The organism is Streptomyces cupreus (assembly GCF_014257025.1).
GTDB classification, from domain to species: Bacteria; Actinomycetota; Actinomycetes; order Streptomycetales; family Streptomycetaceae; genus Streptomyces; species Streptomyces cupreus.
The window spans coordinates 274,340-292,161 of the sequence record NZ_JACMSF010000001.1 but is presented as its reverse complement, the minus strand read 5'-3'; the positions used below and the strand labels follow the sequence as shown (position 1 = coordinate 292,161).

The window sequence follows — 17,822 nt, the reverse complement described above, 5'->3', positions numbered from 1 at the left end:
GTCCTGCCCCGAACTTCCGTTCAGAGAAAGGCACGTGATGAAGACAAGCGCTTTCCCCGCCCTGGCCCTGATATGCGCCCTGGGCCTGGCCGCCACCGCGTGCAGCGACCCCACCGCCGACGACTCCGGTACGGACACCGGCCAAGACGCGCCGGTCGACCCGACGGCCGAACTCGACGGCGTGAAGCTGACCATGTGGACCGCGCAGAACACGGTCAACGCCCCGAAGCAGGTCATCGACGCCTTCGAGAAGGCCACCGGCGCCGAGGTGGAGACCCAGGCGATCCCGGACCTCTACGAGCAGAACGTGCCGACCAAGCTGGCCTCCGGCGACCGCCCGGACCTGATGTTCTGGCAACCGTCCATCTCCACCCTGCCGTTCGTACAGCCGCAGCAGAACCTCCTCACCCTCGACGGGGAGGAGTGGGTCGGCAAGCTCGGTGACACCGAGAAGTCCCTCGGCGTGATCGACGGCAAGCGGTACGCGGCGATCGTCACCAGCCCCGCCATGCTCGGTGTCTACTACAACAAGGACGTGTTCCGGGAGGCCGGGCTCGGCGAGAAGGACTTCCCGAAGTCCTACGACGAACTCCTCGCCCTCGGCCACAAGGTCGTCGACGAGACGGACTCCGCCGCCTTCTACGAGGCCGGGGGCGACAAGTGGCCGCTCCAGTGGCAGATGCAGGTCCAGCTCACCGACCTCGACAAGCGGTGGTGGGACGGGCTGAACCGGAACAAGGAACAGTGGACCGACCCGGTCGTCGTCGGCGCGATCAAGAAGTACAAGGAGGAGCTGCTCGACGCCGGGCTCGCCCAGAAGAACTACCGCACCGGCACGTTCACCGGTCAGGCCGACGCCCTGTGGAAGGGTGAGGTCGGCATGGTCCTCAACGTCACCTCCTTCCAGAGCCAGTTGCAGGCCAAGTACTCCACCGCCGAGATCGACGAGAAGATCGGCTGGTTCCCGATCGCCAACTCCTCGGCCACCGGCATGTACTCCCCCGACCAGACCAACGGGGTCGTCGCCTTCAAGACGGGTGATGAGAAACGGCAGAACGCGGCCCGGCAGTTCCTCGCCTTCTGGCTCGGGCCCGACTACGCCGACTACATCAAGGAGATGAAGATCCCGTCCGTGCAGCCGTCCGTGCCCACGCCGGAGGGGCTGCCGCAGACGTCCAAGGCCCAGGTGGCGGCGTTGCCGAAGGCGATCGGGGTGTTCCAGGCCAAGGCGATCGTCGCGCCGGACACCCATCTCTACCTCGCCGACATGATCTTCGGGAAGAAGAACCCGCAGCAGGTCGCCCAGGCCATCCAGGACCAGTTCGCGCAGGTGGCCAAGGCGCAGGGCGCGTCCGGGTTCTAGCGATGGCGGACACGGTCGTACGTACGCGTAGGCAGGTATCAGTGGAGGGTCCGCCGAAGGGAGCGGGACGGCTCCCGCGCGCCGCCGTGCACCACCCCTGGTGGTTCGCGCTGCCCGCGATCACCGTCTTCGTGGGCTTCTTCCTGGTGCCCAACCTGCTGAACTTCTACTACCCGTTCACAAATTGGTCCTCGTACCACGCGGACATCGCCTTCACCGGCCTCGACAACTTCCGGACCATCGCCGACGACGGCTCACTGCTGCGCGCGATCCGCACGACGCTGCTGTACGCGCTGCTGGCGGCGCTGTTCCAGAACGGCTTCGGTCTGGTGCTCGCGCTGCTGCTGGAGGCCGACACCCGGTTCAACCGGTTCTTCCGCGCGGTGTTCTTCCTGCCCGTGCTGATCTCCGCGCTCGCCACGGGTTATGTCTTCCAGGCGCTGCTCGACCAGGACGGTGCCGTCAACTCCCTGCTCGGTACGGACGTTCCGTGGCTGGGGTCGACGACGTGGACCTTGGTGGTGGTCACCCTGATCCACGGCTGGAAGTGGATGGGCCTGGCCATGCTGATCTATCTGGCGGGGCTCAAGGGCATCCCGGGCGACTTGCTGGAGGCCGCCCGGATGGACGGCGCGGGGCCCTGGCGGACGTTCTGGTCGGTGCGCCGGCCGATGCTCGCTCCGGCGGTCACCTTCAATGTCACCACGGCGCTGATCGGCTCGATGAACACCTTCGACATCGTGCAGGCGACGACGGGCGGCGGTCCTGCGGCCTCCACCGAGGTCTTCAACATCTATATGTTCCGGATCTTCGGGCAGGGCCTGTACGCCCAGGCCTCCGCGATGAGCCTCGTCCTCTTCCTGGTGGTGGTCGCGGTCGCGATCCCGCTGGTCGTAGGGCTCCGCCGAAGGGAGCAACTGCTGTGACCCCGGTGATGTGGCGCTACGGCCGCCCGGCCCTCGTCCTGCTGCTCGCCGGACTCGCGGTCGGTGTGCCGCTGTGGCTGGTCGCGGTCACCTCGGCCAAGCCGCAGGCGGAGTCGATCGAACCGAACCTGGACCTGCCGGACCGCTGGCAGCCCGGCGCCAACTACGAGGACGCCGTCAGCCAGGGCGAGATGCTGCGCGGCTTCGTCAACTCCCTGCTGGTCGTGGTGCCTTCGGTGCTGCTGGTGCTGCTCCTCGGGGCGGGCGCGGCCTGGGTGTTCGCGCGCCGCAGGTCGAGGCTGGTGTCGGCGGCGTACGCGCTGTGCATCAGCGGGCTGCTGCTGCCCCCGGCGGTCATCACCATCGTGATGGAGCTCAGGCAACTGGGTCTGGCGAACACCCGGCCCGGAATGATCGCCGTCTACACCGGCATGTATCTGTCGACGTCGATCTTCTTCATGACCGGCTTCATCCGTGCCATCCCGATGGAGTTGGAGGAGGCGGCCCGGATGGACGGGGCGTCACAGGCACGGATCTTCGCGCGGATCGTCCTTCCGCTGGTCAGGCCGGTGATCGCCACCGCGACGATCATGGTGATGCTCTACGCCTGGAGCGATGTCTTCTACGCCTTCTTCGTCCTGGGCGGCGGTGACCGCGCCACCCTGCCGCTGAACCTCTACCAGGTGGCCAGCGCGCAGCTCTACCTCAACAACTGGCATCTCGTCTTCGCGTACGTCGTGGTGATGAGCCTGCCCATGGTCGCCGTGTTCCTCGTCGGCCAGCGAAAGATCGTGTCCGGAATCACCAGTGGAGCCGTCAAATGACCGGAGGTCCAGTGTGATCACCCCCACCCGCACAAGATCCCGTTTCAGAACCGCCCTGATCACAGCCGCACTTGGAGTAGCCGCCATGGCAGCCACCCTCCCCGCGTCCGCACCGGCGGCCGCGGCCGGCCCACAGCGTCTCACCGTCGACCTCGCCGCCTCCGAAGGCCCGGTGATGCTCGGCGCGAACGGCGCGCTGTACGGACTCAGTGACGACGGAGTGCCCAGCGACGCCGTGCTGGAGCCGCTGAAGCTCACCAGCATCTCGCAGAAGCCGGAGGGCGGCGCCCAGCATCCCAACGGCGACGCGCTCACGGTCTCCAAGTCGTTCTTCCGCAACGGCGGCGGCGAGATCAATGTGATGATGCAGGACGTCTACGCCAAGTGGCCGTACGAGGACCTCGGCATCGACGACTATCTCCCCAAGGTCGACAAGATCGTCAAGGAGATCTCGGCCGACCCGAACAGCGACCGCTTCGTCTACATCCCGTTCAACGAACCGGACTTCATCTGGTACAAGCTCAACGGGCCCCAGGCGGAGTACGAGGTCGAGCGCGACCGCTTCCTCGCGCACTGGAAGACGGTGTACCAGCGGATCCGCGCCATCGACCCGGACGCGGTGATCGCCGGACCCAACGAGACCGGCTACTACCCGCGCTTCCTGCGGGACTTCCTCACCTTCGCCAAGCGTGAGAACGTCCTGCCCCAGATCATGACCTGGCACGAGCTGAGCTCGGGCTCACTGCGCGACTTCCAGGGCCACTACGACAACTACCGTGCCCTGGAACGCGAGTTGGGCATCGGCCCGCTGAAGATCAACATCGATGAGTACGCCAACCGCCGTGACCTCTCCGTACCTGGCCAACTGGTGCAATGGGTCTCGATGTTCGAGCGGAACAAGGTGTACGCCAACCAGGCCTACTGGGACGCCGCCGGCAACCTGGACGGCAATGTGGTGCGCTCCAACATCCCCAACGGCGGCTGGTGGTTCTTCCGCTGGTACGCGGGTCTGACCGGCGACACCGTGAAGGTGACCCCGCCGCAGCCGAACACCATAGACACGCTTCAGGGCCTGGCCTCCCTGGACTCCTCCCGCCGTCAGGCACAGGTGCTGCTGGGCGGCGCGGCGGGCGACTCGGACGTCGTCGTGTCGCACGTCCCCCGCTCCGTCTTCGGCGGCACGGTCACCGCGACGGTCGCGGAGGCCGCCTGGTCCGGCTACGAGGGACAGCACGCGGCCCCGAAGGTGCTGTCCCGCACGAAGGTGCGGGTCGCCGAGGACGGCACGGTGACCGTCCCGCTGCGCGGCATGCACAAGATGTCCGCGTACCGGATCGTCCTCACCCCGGGCGGCACGGGCACCCCGTCCACCGCTTCCGTGCCCTGGTCGGCGTCGTACGAGGCCGAGGATACGGCCATCACCGACGGCAAGGTCTACACCCAGGGCACGGTGAGCAACGCCAACGGCTACGCGGCCTCCGGGACGAAGGACGTCGGCTCCCTGAACCAGGCCACCAGCAAGGTCGACTTCACGGTGACGGTCCCCCGGGACGGCGCGTACGAGCTGGCGATCCTGTACGGCAACCAGTCCGGAGTGCCCGCGACGCAGAAGCTGTCGGTGGACGGCGGCGCCCCGGTGACGGTGGCGTATCCGTCGACCGAGAACTGGACCTACCGCGCCAAGAAGGACGTCACCGTCGAGCTGACGGCCGGCACCCACTTGCTGACGCTGGCGAAGGGCGACGCGGAGGTCACCCTGGACCGCATCGACCTGACGGCCCGCTCCGGCGCCCCGACGGCGTCGTACGAAGCGACGCTCGCGGACATCAGCGGCAGGCCGTCGTACGACTACTCCTCGTCGGCCGGAGTGGGCACGGGCGCCCTGTTCCTGCGCTCGGGCGACACGGCGGTGTTCGATGTGTACGCGCCGCGCGACGGTTACTACACGGTGACGCCGAGGGCGTCGGCGGCGGTGAGGCTCGCGCTGCACGGCGAGACGGTGACCGCGGCTCCGGGCCGCCCGCTGCGCCTGTATCTCGCGGCGGGCAACAACCGCGTGGCGATGACGGCCCCGCGCGCGGCGGTCCGGTCCCTGGACGTGTCGGGTGACGGCTCGACGCGAGGTGCTCTCTCCTACGAGGGGGCGACGGCGGTCCTCGCGGGCGGGGCCAAGCTGGTCGACTCCGCGTACGCCTCGGCCGGGTCCTGCATCGGCTGGCTCGGCAACAGTGCATCCAGCACAGCCGAGTTCACGGTGACCGCACCCGAGTCCGGCCGCTTCCTCCTGGTCGTCCACTACGCCCACAACGACCGCCGCGACAACGGCCACGCCTACAACACGGACATCATGTCCCGTACGGCGGACATCACGGTGGGCTCCGAGGACCCGAAAAGGGTCACCTTCAAGAACACGTGGAGCTGGGACGACTACTGGACGGTGGCCGTCCCCGTGGATCTGAAGGAGGGCGCCAACAAGGTGACGTTCGGCAACGCGAGCGCCTGGGCGCCGAACATCGACCGGATCGAACTGGGGCGCGTGGTCGACCGGCCGTAACGGCCGGTCGAAGAGATGCCGGTGCGCCTGGTGCCGAGCCAGGCGCACTTGGCCTCTGTCAGTGCCCGCGGAAGGCCTCCTCCAGCCACCAGCTCCCCCGCTCGGCCACCACCTTGGCGTCGACGAGCAGCGGTGCCGTCCGCGGTCCCGCGAGCCAGTCGGCCACGGCCTTGAGGTCGGCCCGTGTGCGCACGGTCACCGCATCGAAGCCGTAGCCGCGGGCCACGGCGGCGATGTCCGTCTCGGGGAAGCGCACGGTGTCGAGCGGGTGTCCGTCGGGGCCGAAGTGGTGGACCTCCGCCCCATAGGCGTCGTCGTTGTGGACAACGACCACCATGGGCAGCCCGAGGCGGCGGACCGTGTCGAGTTCCGCCGCCCCCATCAGCGCCCCGCCGTCGCCCAGGGCCGCCACCGCCAGGCGGTCCGGGCGGGCCAGGGCCGCGCCGATCGCGGTCGCCAGGCCCAGGCCGATCGACTGGAAGGCCTGGGTGAAGCACAGGCCCTGTTCGTCCGGGACCGAGAGGTACATCGTCGGGTAGCCCATGAAGTTGCCGGAGTCCACCGCCACGACGCGCTCGGCGGGCAGCATGTCGTCGAGGGCGATGTTCAAGGTGCGGGGGTCGATCCGGTCGCGGGTGCTCAGGTCCTCGTACGGGACGTCCCGCCAGCGCACCCGGTCGGCCAGGGCCTCGGCGATCTCGGGGGTGCGGTAGCCCTGCCGGCCGCCGCCGCTCGCCTCCAGCACCCGCCTCGCGGTGAGCTCGACATCGCCGGTGACGTCGGCCGGTCCGACGGTGCTGCTGTCGTCGTCGACCCTTACGACGGTGGCGTCGGGGCCGATCAGGCGGCCGTGCCGGGTCGTCCAGGCGGTGAGGGCGCAGCCCCAGGCGACGATCGTGTCGGCATCCGTGATCAGCTCGGCGGCGAGCGGTGAGGAGAAGCCGCCGGACACGTCCAGCGCCCAGGGGCTGCCCCGGAACAGGCCCCGCGCCACGGCCGAGGCCGCCAGCAGCGCCCCGCAGCGGTCGGCGAGGGCTTCCAGGGCGTCCCGCGCACCGGGCGAGCGTGCTCCGCGCCCGGCCACGAACACCGGCCGCCGGGACCGGGCGAGGACCCGCGCCAGCGCCTCGACATCGGCCGCCGACGGTTCGACCGCCGCTCTCGGCAGTGGCCACACGGCCTGCGCCAACGTATCGGCCGGAACGTCCGAACCCTGCACGTCCAAGGGCAGGTTGAGCAGCACCGTGCGCCGCTCGTGCAGGGCCCGGCGCACCGCCTCGCAGGCCTGCCCGACCGCTTCCTCCGCCACGGCGACCCGCATCGGGACCGCGCCCACCGCCCGCCCCAACGCCTCTTGGTCCACATGGAAGTTGGACCGCGGCTGGGTCACCTCCGCCGCCGCGACCACCAGCGGTGTGCGGCTCTTGACCGCCTCGGTGATCCCGGTCAGCGCGTTCGTCAGACCGGGTCCCTGATGCACGCTGAGCACCGCCGCGGTGCCGCTCATGCGGGCGTACGCGTCGGCCATGGTCGCCGCGCCGCCCTCGTGCCGGGCGGCCGTGAACCGTGCGCCCGCCGCCACCATGGCGTTGGTCAGATGGAAGTTCCCGGATCCGACCACGCCGAAGACCTGCGCCACCCCGGCCCCCACCAGCGCCCGTCCGACCGCCTCGGCGACCTTCATCAGCGCTCCACCAGCGCCAGCACCCGCGCGGGCGATCCGGACCCGGTGACGATGGGCAGCGGTCCCGCGATCACGACGGCGCCCGTCGGCGGCAGCAGCGCCAGGTTCTGGAGCTGCGTCAGCCCGTACTTGTCGTTGCCCATGAGATAGGAGTGGCAGGGGAAGGCCGGTTCGAAGGCGTGCCCGCGCCCGGCATCCGTCCCCACGGTCTCCACCCCCAGCCCGATCACCGGGGACTCCTCGGCCAGCCAGCGCGCGCACTCCGGGGACAGCCCGGGGGTGTGCGGGCCGTTGTCGTCCGCGTTCAGGAACTCCTCCTGCGACTGGGCGCGTTCGTCCCAGCCGGTGCGCAGCAGCAGCCAACCGCCGTCGGGCAGGGGGCCGTTCTCGGCCTCCCAGGCCTTCACATGGTCCACTTCGAGCAGGAAGTCGGGGTCCCGCTCCGCCTCGGCGCTGAAGTCCAGTACGGCGGCCGGTGCGATCAGGCGACGGACGGGCACCGATGCCACGTCGTCGAGGTGTCTGCCGGTCACCCAGTGGTTCGGGGCGTCGAAGTGGGTGCCGGAGTGTTCGCCGGTACGGAAGTTGTTCCAGTACCAGGCAGGGCCCCGGCCGTCGTACCGGCTGATCTGCTGGAGTTCGAAGGCCGCCGTCTGCCCGAACTCGGACGGCAGCTGGATCAGCGGGGTCGCCGCCGACAGCGGCGCGGTCAGGTCGACGATCTCGATCGCCCCCTCCCGCAGCGCGGACACCAGTGAGGCGAGGACGGACGGTTCGGGCATGGGGGCCTCCAGACGCCTCCGGACAGCACGCGGAACTCCCAGGATGGATCGGTTCCGTGGTATTCACCATGTGGCGGGGGCGATCGGCCGACGGGGGACACGGTGATCGGAAGACGTACGGCCGCGACGGCGGCGCTGGGGCTCGCCACCCTGTCCGGCTGCACCGCCGACGTCGGCGAAGACCCGGCGACGGCCCCCACGGAAACAGTCACCGTGACGGCCTCCCCCACACCGGCTCCCGCCGATCCCACGCCCATGCCCACCCCCTCGCGCGAGGCACCCCCGACGCCCGTCCCCACCACCGGCCGGTCCGACCCCAAGCTCGTCATCATGACCGTCACCGGCGGCTTCGCGGGCGTCCACCAGACGGTGATCCTGCGCACCGACGGCACCGTCCACACCAGCGCCGAGGGCGAGCCGCGCGTCCGCCGTACCACCAAGGCCCAGTTCACCGAACTGCGCACCCTGCTCGGCAATCCCGCGCTCGCCGAAGTTCCCGGACTCACCATGGACATGGGGGCGCGGGACACGTTCCAGTACACGCTGCGCATCGACGGCCGTACGGTCATCACCGACCGTTCCGTGGCGGAGCCCGCGCTGGACCGGCTCATCGACGCCCTCGCCGACTGGCTCCCGAAGTAGCGGCCTGACCTCGTACGCAACCGAGTGGCCACGCCCGCCGTCTCAGTCACCGAGACGAATCACGAGGAGGACCCCATGGCCATGGTCGGCCTGTTCTGGATCACCGAGGACTCGGTGTACGTCGGTGCCGAACCGGCGGGCACGGCATCCGGCGTACGGCTGTCCAAGGACGGTGTCGAGGCCCTGGGGCTTGAGCACGGCGGCTCCTGGAGCTGGGAGGAGGTGCGGCGGATCGAGGTCGCCGACGTGACCGTACGCCCCGCCTCCCGACGGTGGGTCTCACAGGCCATCGACGTGGTGGCCGTCGCGCTGACCGGTGACGGGGAACTGCCGCCCGCCTTCACCGTCCGGATCACCACCACGGACGAGACGGTCGAGGTGAGCGTGCTCAGCGCCGTCGCCGGGGGGATCTACGGCCCGGTGGAGTACGAGCTCTCCCGCACCCTGCTGGGCCGGCTCGTCGACGGCCGCACGGACCTCGAAGAGCTGCTCCTGTGGCGCCGCGACCGCGTCGGCGAGACGGGCCCCGGCCGTGAGGAGCGGGAGGCGCTGATGCTGAAGTGGATCGGCGACCGCGATCCGTCATGACCCCTGCGGGTCGACGAGTCCGGCGATGTGGGCGGTGACCGTGTCCAGGACTCCCGCCCAGGCCTCCTTGTCGCCCAGTACCAGGTAGTTGAGGGTCAGCCCGTCGGTCATGGCGGCCAGGTAGCGCGCCAGCACCGGGACGGGCACCCTCAGCCGGAGGCCCATGGCGGGGCGCAGTTCCTCGATGAGTTCGGCGAAGGTGTCGCGGTAGAGCTCGTGCTGTCGCCGGGCCAGATGCTCGAACCCCGGCTGGCGCAGGGCGTACTGGGTGAGTTCGTAGGTGAGCATGTGCTCGTCCGGATGGGCGCGGACGTGGTCCCAGTAGGCCTGGAGTCCGGCCCGGATGGTCTCCTGGAGGGTGGCCCTCGGGCGCAGGGCGTCCTTGACCAGGGTGACGTAGTGGTCGGTGATGGTGGTGATGACGGACTCGATCAGGGCCTGCTTGGAGTCGAAGCAGTAGTGGAAGACGCTGAGGGACACGCCGGCCTCGGCGGCGATGGACCGGGTCGTCGTCCTGGCGACGCCGTCCCGGGCCATCGCCCTGATCGCCGCTTCCGTCAGCTGTTGACGCCGTTCTGCCGACGGCATGCGTGCCATGTGCGTGTCCCTCGTGCTCGTACCGGTCTTCAGTTGCTGTGGACGCTCACCTCGTGCAGTGAGTACCCCCAGTCGGTGCCGCGTTCCAGGCCGAGGATCCGGATGTAGCGGGCGGGTGTGCCGGTGAAGCGGGCGGTGTCCAGGCCGCCGTCGCCTGCGGTGGTCGACCAGGCGGTCTTCCAGCTCGCGCCGTCGGTGGAGAGCTCGATGCGATACGACTTCCCGTAGGCGCGCTCCCAGTCGAGGGTGACCCTGCCGACCCGGTGGGTGGCTCCCAGGTCGATCCGCAGCCACTGGTCGTCGCTCCAGTCGCTGGCCCACCGGGTGCCCCGGTCACCGTCGACGGCCCGGCCGGGAGCGTAGCTGGTGAACGGGTTCCACTCCGCCGAACTGGCCGTCGCGGGGGCGCCATTGGCGAGGTTCACCGCGGACCGGTGCTGTTCGGAGGCTCCCCAGGTGTCCAGGTAGGACTCGGCGCCGCGGAAGAGGTCGTCCACCACGTCCTGGCCGCCGACCTTGCGGATGTCCTCGATCCAGTCGGGGACGAGGCCGTAGTGGGCGGCGCCGTCGGTGTTCAGGTCCCAGGTGCGCTGTCCGGTGGTCTGCCGGTCGATGACGGAGCCGCCGTCGACGCTCTTGAAGGGGTACGTCACCTTGTTCGGGGCGTCCGCTCCACGCGGTCCCGGCCAGCCGCCGACGCCGTTCATGTCGGTGCCGTAGCTGTAGCCCACGCCGTACTTGTCGCGCAGGGCCTCCGTGCGATCGGCCTCCGCGATGAAGCCCTCGGAGCCGTGCATGTACTGGCCGATGAAGCCGCCGAGGCCGTAGACCCGTTCGGTCCAGTTGAGGTCCATCCAGCTGTGCGAGGAGAGCACGCCGGGGTAGGACTCGGCCTCGAAGATGTCGAGCGCGCGGCCGGTGGCCTTGACGCTCATGTGGTCGATCTCCAGCATCATCTTGCGCTTCATCATGCCCCGCACGGCGTACTCACCGAGTTCGGTGAGGCCGCGCACATTGCACTGCGCGCCGCTCTCGTACGCGGGCACCTCGACGCCCGCCGGGAGTTCCGCCTCGGCCTCGGCCGCCGAGGCGTTGCCGATGGGGTTGTCGTGCTGGGGCCCGGTGCACTGCTCGGTCTTCCAGAAGGTGCCGGTCGACAGGAACTGGCCGACATTGATGGCGGTGCCGAGGGAGCCCTCGTCGAAGCGGACGCCGCAGAGCGCGTTGTCGAACTTGTGACACAGGAACATGCTGCGCACGCCCAGGTCGTACAGCTCGTCCAGGCCCTTGTCGATGTCCTCCTTGCTGCACTGCGGGACGTCCAGGATCTGCTTGCAGCCGAAGGGTTCGGAGGTCTCGACGCCGAGGATGACCGCCAGCTTGCCCTGCTCGATGACCTGGCGTGCCTGGGCGCTGTCGGTGACGATCCGGAACCAGCCCTTTCCGGTGCCGCCGTACATCTTGTCGATATAGGCCTGGAGGTCGTAACTCAGCTTCGCCTGGAGGCGGATCGAGGTCATCTCGTCGCAGGAACGGTCCTTGAAGAAGTACACCGAGCAGATCACGCCGTTGGTGACGAGGTCGTTGACGAGGACCCGCTGGCCGCCGCGCCAGGCGCGCTCGATCCAGGCGTAGTAGTTCTGCTGGTGGGTGAGCGAGTCATGGGCGGGCCAGTCCTTGAAGGTGGGCCAGCCGACCGGGTCGTGCTTGCGGTCGCCGCCGTTGGTGATGAAGTCGAAGATGGCGAGGGAGCCGTCGGGGTAGTGCTCGGGGCAGTCCTTGAGGGCGTCGGCGATACCGGCCTCGGAGAACGTCTTGCCGCAGATCAGCCGTCCGCCGAACGCCTCGTTGGAGAACAGGTGGTTGTGCAGGTCGGCGAAGCCGCGCACCTCGCCCTGGGCGTTGGTTCCGGTGAACGGCCCACCGGTGACGTTGATCTGGGAGTCCGGCGCGGGCCGGGCGGTCGGCAGCCACCACTCGGTCCCGGCCGCCGAGCTCGGCACGGGGCCGAGAAGCAGGGCCAGGACCAGGAGGAGCAGCGACGCGACGGTGACGTCCTTGCGTCCGCGGTACGGGAGCCGAGCCATGGACCCACCCTCCTGAAATCACCATGACGAATTGTCATGACCAGCCCAATGTGTGGGTCGAGGATGACGACTGACTCAATCCGAGTCAAGAGTCCGGGACAAGTGACCTGATCCGGGATCGCAGCATCCGTCGCGCCGCAACTGACGGCTGACCTCGTGCCAGTCCCCGGCGTACGACACCTTCTCGAAGGCGCCGACCAGCTGCGCCTGCTCGAAGTGCACGCCCCCGCGCACCACCGCCACCGTCCGGATCAGGCTGTCGAAGTCGCTGAACGGATCCCCGTCCACCACCGTCAGATCGGCCAACTTCCCCTCCTCCAGGGTGCCGAGGTCCGCGTCGGCGCCGTACACGCGGGCCGGCAGCACGGTGGCGGTGCGCAGCGCCTCGGCCGGGGACAGTCCCGCGCGGTGCAGGGCGCGCAGCGCCAGGTGCAGATGCAGCCCGACCGGGACGAGAGGCTGGTCGGTGCCCAGCGCGATGAGTCCGCCGCCCGCGAGGATCCGTCGGTAGACGGCGAACTCGCGGTCCAGCGTGGCCAGTTGCGGGGCTGTCGGCGGCTGCGCCGCCTGCTGGCGGACCAGCACGACGTCCCACGGCGGCATGAGGGTGGTGACGCGCGGGTCCTCGGCGAGCGCGGGGTCGGAGCCGAGCAGGGGGAAGGCCGTGAAGGGGGTGGCGACGAGGTGGAAACCGGCCTTGGTGTAGATCTCCTCGACGTCCTGGTACGCCCGGCCCCCGGCGCTGGTCGCGTGCCCGAACTCCAGTCGCTGCGTGGCCTGCAGATGGGTCGTCAGATCCTGGCCGAGCTGTACGCCCGGGGTGCACAGATGACTTCCGCTCCGCACACCGAGCCGCTCATGGGCGAAGTCCGAGGCCTCCTTCATCATCCAGCCGGGAGCACGGACGTACGTCTTCACGAAATCCCAGTCCAGCGCCGCCGCACGGGCCAGTGACCGTTGCAGACCCTCGCGGGTGCGATGGGCGCGGCCCATGCTGTAGGCGACGCGTGCCCCGTCGAGGAGTTCGCCGGTGGCCAGCAGCCGCGGTCCGGCGAGCACTCCGGCGGCGACGGCCTCCCGGATGCGGGCCTGTTCGTAGGCGAAGCCGCCGAGCGAGACCGCGGTCGTGATGCCGTAGGCGAGCTGGAGCGCGCACTGCCGGCCGCCGTAGGTGGACTGCCAGGGGTGGGTGTGCGCGTCCCACAGACCCGGCAGGACGGTACGGCCGGAGGCGTCGATGAGTCGTCCGGCGGGCCGTCCGCCGCGGTGCGCGGACACCTCGGCGATACGGCCGTCGCGTACGACGACGTCGACGTCCTCGCGGACCTCGTCGCCGGTGCCGTCCCAGAAGCGGCCCGCGTGCACGACGGTGTCGGCGGGCCGGGGTCTGCGGTAGTCGAGCGGGACCCGGACCGTACGGGCCGTGCCGGACTCGATGTCGATCAGGCGCAGTCTGCCTGCCGAGAGGTGGAGCAGGGTGCGGGAGTCACCGGACCAGGAGGGGTGGTCGGCGGGTTCGGTGGTGAGGCGGCGCGGTTCGCCGGCCGGGGTGCCGTCGGCGCCGACCGGCAGGAGCCACAGTGCCGACTCGGCGACCACGGCCATCCAGCGGCCGTCCGGGGACCAGACGGGGCCGGAGTCGTAGCGGTCGGAGAGCGAGGTGTGCGGGGCGAGGGCGTGCAGGACGGCGGCCTTGGTGGTCGTATCGACGACCCGGATGAGGTTGTAGCCCTCGCGGAAGCGCTGGTTGAGGCGGTTGCGGTCGCAGAGGGCCACTCGGCGGCCGTCCGGCGACCAGCTGGGGCGTCCGGGAATTCCGCCGCCGCCGAGGGGTGCGGCGAGGACTTGTTCGGTGCCCTCGGACAGGTCGCGCACCACCAGGTTCCCGGACATGTCCAGGCAGGCCAGCCGTGTCCCGTCGGGCGAGAGCGCGGGGAAGACCCGGCCGCCCTCGGCGAGCACGGTCTCCGTGCCGGAGTCGAGCTCGCGCCGCCGCACCGAGAAGAGCCCGTCGCGGTCGTCGGCGTACAGCAGCGCCTTGCCGTCGGGCGTCCAGGTCGGCGCCAACACATAGCGCGTGGGCGGGACTTGAAGGATCCTGCGGGGTGCGCGTCCGCCCTCGGTGTCGGCGATCCAGAGGGCGTTGAGCGCGGCGAAGGCCACGCTGCGGCCGTCCGGTGAGAGGGCGGGGAGGTGCAGGGCGCGTACCGGCCGGGTGCCGGCGCCTTCGAAGTCGTACTTCTTGACGCGGTAGCGGGGCCGGTGCACCGGCATCGTCGCCGTGAACGGGATCTCCTCCCCCGTTCCCGGCGCCGCCGGGTCGAGAAGCCGGAAGTGGCCGTCGACGGCGAGGAGCAGGCGTCCGTCGTCGGTCCAGCGGGGTGGCGCGGACAGGACGTCGCCGTCGACGGCGACCGGCTCGCCGGCCACGACGAGAGTGCAGGAGGCGGCGGGTGAGGGCGTCGTACGGAGGTAGGCGAGGCGGCCGGTCGGCGACAGGGCCGGGGTCATCACCTGGGCGCCCGAGGTGTCGGTGTGCTCGATGTCGACCGGTCCCGAACCGTCGGCGGCGACCGAGGCGACGGTGGAGGCCCGGAGGGCGCCGCTCGCGGTGACGGCCGCCCGGACGAACAGCACACGCTCACCGTCCGGGGACCAGGTGGGGTCGAAGTCCTCCCACCGCTCGGGACCTTCTTGACCGGGCAGGCCGGTGAGCCGGGTGAGCGCGCCGGTGCGCACATCGACGACCCAGATGCGGTACGGGCTGCCGGTCACGGTGTCGCCGCCGCGCTCGGAGGCGAACGCGACCCGGGTGCCGTCCGGCGACCAGGCCGGGCCGCGGTCGTCCCAGGGTCCGTCGGTGAGCGGGCGCATATCGCTGCCGTCGGGCCGCAGCGTCCAGAGGTGGAACCCGCCGCCGCGGTAGGCGCACACGACGAGACGGCTGCCGTCGGGCGAGTACTGCGGCCGGGTCGGTTCCAGGCCGGGCGGGGTCAGCGCGACGGCGGTGCCTCCGGTGCGCGGCACGGACCAGAGCACGTTCTGGATTTCGGCGACGAGCGTGTCCCCGGAGGGCGAGAGGGTCGCGGAGCCACCCGTGGCGGCGGTGAGGGAGAGGGTCGTCGTGGCCAAGGCGTCGGCTTCGGCGGGAGTGCCGAGGGTGACGAGCGCGGTGGCCGAGGCGCTCGCCTGGAGGAACCGGCGGCGGGAGAGGGCGGAGGCTGAGGTGTCTTCGACGTCCAAGGGAGCTCCCAGTGCACGGGGTTGGTGTGCCGGAACAGGAGAGACGGATGAGGGAAACGTACGGGGCGGGATCCGGCACGCGGTCCCGCCCCGGTGTTTCTCGGCCGATCTTCACCGTCAGCGTCTGCGGTACGCCGCCGTCACCTCGACCTCGACCAGCCACCCCTTGACCGCCAGCGAGGCGACCTCCATCGTGGCCCGCGCCGGGCGGGCCTGGTTGGCGAGCAGCGGCGCCCTGGGCGTAGAGGTGCCCATCGGCACGGCCACGACTTGATGGGTCGTCAGGTCGATATTGGCGAAATACTGCCGGTACGCACGGTTCCACCCCGCGTAGTCGGCGGTCTCCGCGCCGGGCGGCTTCATCAGATAGCACTTCATCGTGATGACGTCGGCCGGGGTGAGGCCCGCGGCCTCCAGGTTGTTCTTGATGTTGCGCAGCACCACGAGCGCCTGCGCCTCGGTGACCGTGACGCCTTGGGCGCCCTCGGTGAGCGACGGGTCGGTGTAGCGCTCCGGACTCCCGTCAGGGGCCGAGGGGTTGAGCGCGGAGGGCCCGAGGCCGCTGCTCTGGTAGAGGGCGACCTCCCCGCCCGTGACGACGCCATTGGCGATGGCCGGGTTGGACTGCCCCTCGGGCAGCATCACGCGCACTTCCTTCGGTCCCGGCCACCAGCCGCGGGCATCGGCGAGCGCGGTGCCGCCGGTGAGGAGCGTGGCGGTCAGGGCCGTACCGACGACGACTTTCGTACGGCGCTTCACGCGGCCATCACCCTCTCGTGGATGTCGGTCACGACCTTGCGGGCGGAGCTGAACGCGCCGTGCTGCCAGGCGATCACATGGCTGAGCCAGTCGCCCGCGAAGTAGACATGTCCGGCGGGCTGGTTGAGGCGCTTGTACTCCGGTCCGTTCTGCGAGGCCCAGCCGACCCAGCCGCCCTCGATGTACGGGGTGCGGTGCCAGGCGACGCTGAAGGAGTGGGCGAGTTCGGTGCGGTACTTCTCGCCGTGGATCTTCACGCCCCGGCTGACCGCCCGGGCGAGCCGCTCCTGGTGCGGCAGCGCACTGTAACTGAGGGCGTCGGCGCCGAAGTTGTAGTAGCCGATGAGGGTGCCTCGGCTTCCGTGGTAGCCGTAGGACGGGTACCAGATGGTGGCCAGGTCGGTGTCGGTGGGCGTGATGCCGCCGTAGATGTGCTCGTCGGTCTCCCACCAGCGGCTGCCGTACTCCAGGCCGATCTTGCCGACGGGTGTGGCGGTGGGGTACTTCAGCGCGGCGGTGACATCCGCGCCGAGGTTGTGCTTGATGCGGGCCATGACCATGGGCGGTACGGCGGCGACGACGAAGTCCGCGTGCCGGGTACGGATACGGCCCTGGGCGTCCCGGTAGGTGACATCGGCGCCGTCGGCCAGGTCGGTGACCTCCAGCGCCTCGGCGCCGTAGGTGATCCGGTCAGGTCCGATGGCCTTGGCGAGGGCGTAGGGGATGGCGTCCATGCCGCCGACCGGCTGGAACATGAGCATGGCCTGGTCGTAGCCGAACTCGAAGGTGAAGCGCTGCCCGACGCCGCTCGCGATGACGTCCGACAACGTTGGCACCGGACCGAGCACGGTGCCCGCCTCGAAGGCGGCGCCGGGTTCCACGGCGTAGCCGCGCCGGTCGCTGCCGGTGTAGGCGTAGCCGTCCGCCTTGCCCTTGATGGCGCCGAAGTTGCGCAGGAAGGCGATCAGCCGTTCCTTGTCGGCGGCGGTCAGTTCGGCGTCCAGGGCGCCCTGGTCGGTGGCCTTGGCGAGCAGTTCGGAGACATAGCCGTAGACGTCGGCCTTCGCGGTCCGCCAGCGCATCGGCTGCCCCGCGAGGGCGGCACTCTTCTCGTGATAGATGTACGCGTTGGCGTTCTGATTGGTGAACACCTCGATGGGAACGTCCAGTTCACGGCAGTACTCAAGCGTGACATGCGACTGGGGCAGCCGGGCGGGCCCGGCGTTCATGTACTGGCCCTTGCTGAACGAGGCGGTCTGCGCACGCCCGTCGAGGTCGGTGAGGCTCGTACCGCCGCGCACGGTCCAGTTCCGTCCGCCGGGCCGGTCCTTGGCCTCCAGAATCCGGCAGTCGTAGCCGGCCTTGCCGAGTTCGTAGGCGGTGGCCAGACCGGCTATGCCACCCCCGAGAACGAGCACCTTCTTCCCGCTCCGCCCACTGAGCGCGAAGTCGCTCCCTCGCGGCGCCCGGTACTCCGCCGCCCGTACGTCGGGCACCGGCGCGAGGCCCAGTGCCCCCATCGCCGAGTAGAGCACTCCCGCGCCGCCCGCGACTCCGACGGAGCGCAGGAAGTTCCGCCGTGATGCCGTGGATCTCTCCGCAGCCATCCACTCCTCCTCACCCGCGCCCGGGCACAAGGTCCGGACACGACGTCCTGTCAACCGGTCACGTGGGGGGTGAGTTGCCGATGAGACCGGAGGTGCCAGATGAGGGTCCGTCAGGAGTGTTTCAGGGCTATGCCGATGACGTATCCGTGGGATGAGCGCAGAGCCG

13 protein-coding genes are annotated in these 17,822 nt (G+C 70.0%); 6 read left to right on the top strand and 7 right to left on the bottom strand.

The window, feature by feature from the left end; all coding sequences use genetic code 11:
* Positions 1 to 37: 37 nt before the first annotated feature.
* From H4N64_RS01250 to H4N64_RS01235, 4 genes are all read left to right on the top strand, one after another.
* Complete coding sequence (locus H4N64_RS01250) at positions 38 to 1,363, top strand: ABC transporter substrate-binding protein (RefSeq protein ID WP_186280044.1); 1,326 nt, start codon at positions 38 to 40, stop codon at positions 1,361 to 1,363.
* Positions 1,364 to 1,365: 2 nt separating this feature from the next.
* Entirely contained in the window at positions 1,366 to 2,289 is a 924-nt protein-coding gene (locus tag H4N64_RS01245) for a carbohydrate ABC transporter permease (protein ID WP_186280042.1), read from the top strand.
* Positions 2,286 to 3,113, top strand: coding sequence for a carbohydrate ABC transporter permease (locus H4N64_RS01240; protein WP_336246608.1), 828 nt, complete (start codon positions 2,286 to 2,288; stop codon positions 3,111 to 3,113). The genes H4N64_RS01245 and H4N64_RS01240 overlap by 4 nt, the downstream gene beginning before the upstream one ends.
* 85 nt (positions 3,114 to 3,198) lie before the next feature.
* Positions 3,199 to 5,667 (top strand): CBM35 domain-containing protein, encoded by a 2,469-nt coding sequence (locus H4N64_RS01235; protein ID WP_186280040.1) that lies wholly within the window; start codon positions 3,199 to 3,201, stop codon positions 5,665 to 5,667.
* A 58-nt stretch (positions 5,668 to 5,725) separates the two neighbouring features.
* On the opposite strand, the gene H4N64_RS01230 is transcribed toward H4N64_RS01235, so the two are convergent.
* Positions 5,726 to 7,351: a thiamine pyrophosphate-binding protein gene (locus H4N64_RS01230; protein WP_186280038.1), complete on the bottom strand. Its 1,626-nt coding sequence runs from the start codon at positions 7,349 to 7,351 to the stop codon at positions 5,726 to 5,728.
* Positions 7,351 to 8,133, bottom strand: a complete 783-nt coding sequence (locus H4N64_RS01225) for a cyclase family protein (protein ID WP_186280036.1) — start codon at positions 8,131 to 8,133, stop codon at positions 7,351 to 7,353. The genes H4N64_RS01230 and H4N64_RS01225 overlap by 1 nt, the downstream gene beginning before the upstream one ends.
* A 102-nt stretch (positions 8,134 to 8,235) precedes the next feature.
* On the opposite strand from H4N64_RS01225, the gene H4N64_RS01220 reads away from it, so the two are divergent.
* The gene (locus tag H4N64_RS01220; RefSeq protein WP_186280034.1) at positions 8,236 to 8,775 is read left to right on the top strand and encodes a hypothetical protein; all 540 of its coding nucleotides are present in this window, start codon (positions 8,236 to 8,238) and stop codon (positions 8,773 to 8,775) included.
* 75 nt (positions 8,776 to 8,850) lie between these two features.
* On the top strand, positions 8,851 to 9,363 hold the full coding sequence (locus tag H4N64_RS01215; RefSeq protein ID WP_186280032.1) for a hypothetical protein: 513 nt from the start codon (positions 8,851 to 8,853) through the stop codon (positions 9,361 to 9,363).
* Here H4N64_RS01215 and H4N64_RS01210 read toward each other — a convergent pair.
* From H4N64_RS01210 to H4N64_RS01190, 5 genes are all read right to left on the bottom strand, one after another.
* Complete coding sequence (locus tag H4N64_RS01210; RefSeq protein WP_186280030.1) at positions 9,358 to 9,960, bottom strand: TetR/AcrR family transcriptional regulator; 603 nt, start codon at positions 9,958 to 9,960, stop codon at positions 9,358 to 9,360. The two genes, H4N64_RS01215 and H4N64_RS01210, sit on opposite strands and share 6 nt — an antisense overlap.
* A gap of 29 nt (positions 9,961 to 9,989) precedes the next feature.
* Positions 9,990 to 12,047 carry a galactose-binding domain-containing protein gene (locus tag H4N64_RS01205; protein ID WP_186280028.1) on the bottom strand — a complete coding sequence of 686 codons (2,058 nt, stop codon included), beginning with the start codon at positions 12,045 to 12,047 and terminating at the stop codon, positions 9,990 to 9,992.
* A gap of 75 nt (positions 12,048 to 12,122) precedes the next feature.
* Complete coding sequence (locus H4N64_RS01200; RefSeq protein ID WP_186280026.1) at positions 12,123 to 15,290, bottom strand: amidohydrolase family protein; 3,168 nt, start codon at positions 15,288 to 15,290, stop codon at positions 12,123 to 12,125.
* Positions 15,291 to 15,407: 117 nt separating this feature from the next.
* Positions 15,408 to 16,049 (bottom strand): Rid family hydrolase, encoded by a 642-nt coding sequence (locus H4N64_RS01195; RefSeq protein ID WP_222108372.1) that lies wholly within the window; start codon positions 16,047 to 16,049, stop codon positions 15,408 to 15,410.
* Positions 16,046 to 17,656 (bottom strand): flavin monoamine oxidase family protein, encoded by a 1,611-nt coding sequence (locus H4N64_RS01190; protein ID WP_186280024.1) that lies wholly within the window; start codon positions 17,654 to 17,656, stop codon positions 16,046 to 16,048. The genes H4N64_RS01195 and H4N64_RS01190 overlap by 4 nt, the downstream gene beginning before the upstream one ends.
* Positions 17,657 to 17,822: the final 166 nt, after the last annotated feature.

Excerpts from the sequence above, each read along its gene's own strand:
- H4N64_RS01210 (WP_186280030.1), bottom strand. The coding sequence starts at position 9,960 with ATGGCACGCATGCCGTCGGCAGAACGGCGTCAACAGCTGACGGAAGCG.
- H4N64_RS01245 (WP_186280042.1), top strand. The coding sequence starts at position 1,366 with ATGGCGGACACGGTCGTACGTACGCGTAGGCAGGTATCAGTGGAGGGT.
- H4N64_RS01205 (WP_186280028.1), bottom strand. The coding sequence starts at position 12,047 with ATGGCTCGGCTCCCGTACCGCGGACGCAAGGACGTCACCGTCGCGTCG.
- H4N64_RS01235 (WP_186280040.1), top strand. The coding sequence starts at position 3,199 with ATGGCAGCCACCCTCCCCGCGTCCGCACCGGCGGCCGCGGCCGGCCCA.
- H4N64_RS01190 (WP_186280024.1), bottom strand. The coding sequence starts at position 17,656 with ATGGCTGCGGAGAGATCCACGGCATCACGGCGGAACTTCCTGCGCTCC.
- H4N64_RS01250 (WP_186280044.1), top strand. The coding sequence starts at position 38 with ATGAAGACAAGCGCTTTCCCCGCCCTGGCCCTGATATGCGCCCTGGGC.
- H4N64_RS01225 (WP_186280036.1), bottom strand. The coding sequence starts at position 8,133 with ATGCCCGAACCGTCCGTCCTCGCCTCACTGGTGTCCGCGCTGCGGGAG.
- H4N64_RS01230 (WP_186280038.1), bottom strand. The coding sequence starts at position 7,351 with ATGAAGGTCGCCGAGGCGGTCGGACGGGCGCTGGTGGGGGCCGGGGTG.
- H4N64_RS01215 (WP_186280032.1), top strand. The coding sequence starts at position 8,851 with ATGGCCATGGTCGGCCTGTTCTGGATCACCGAGGACTCGGTGTACGTC.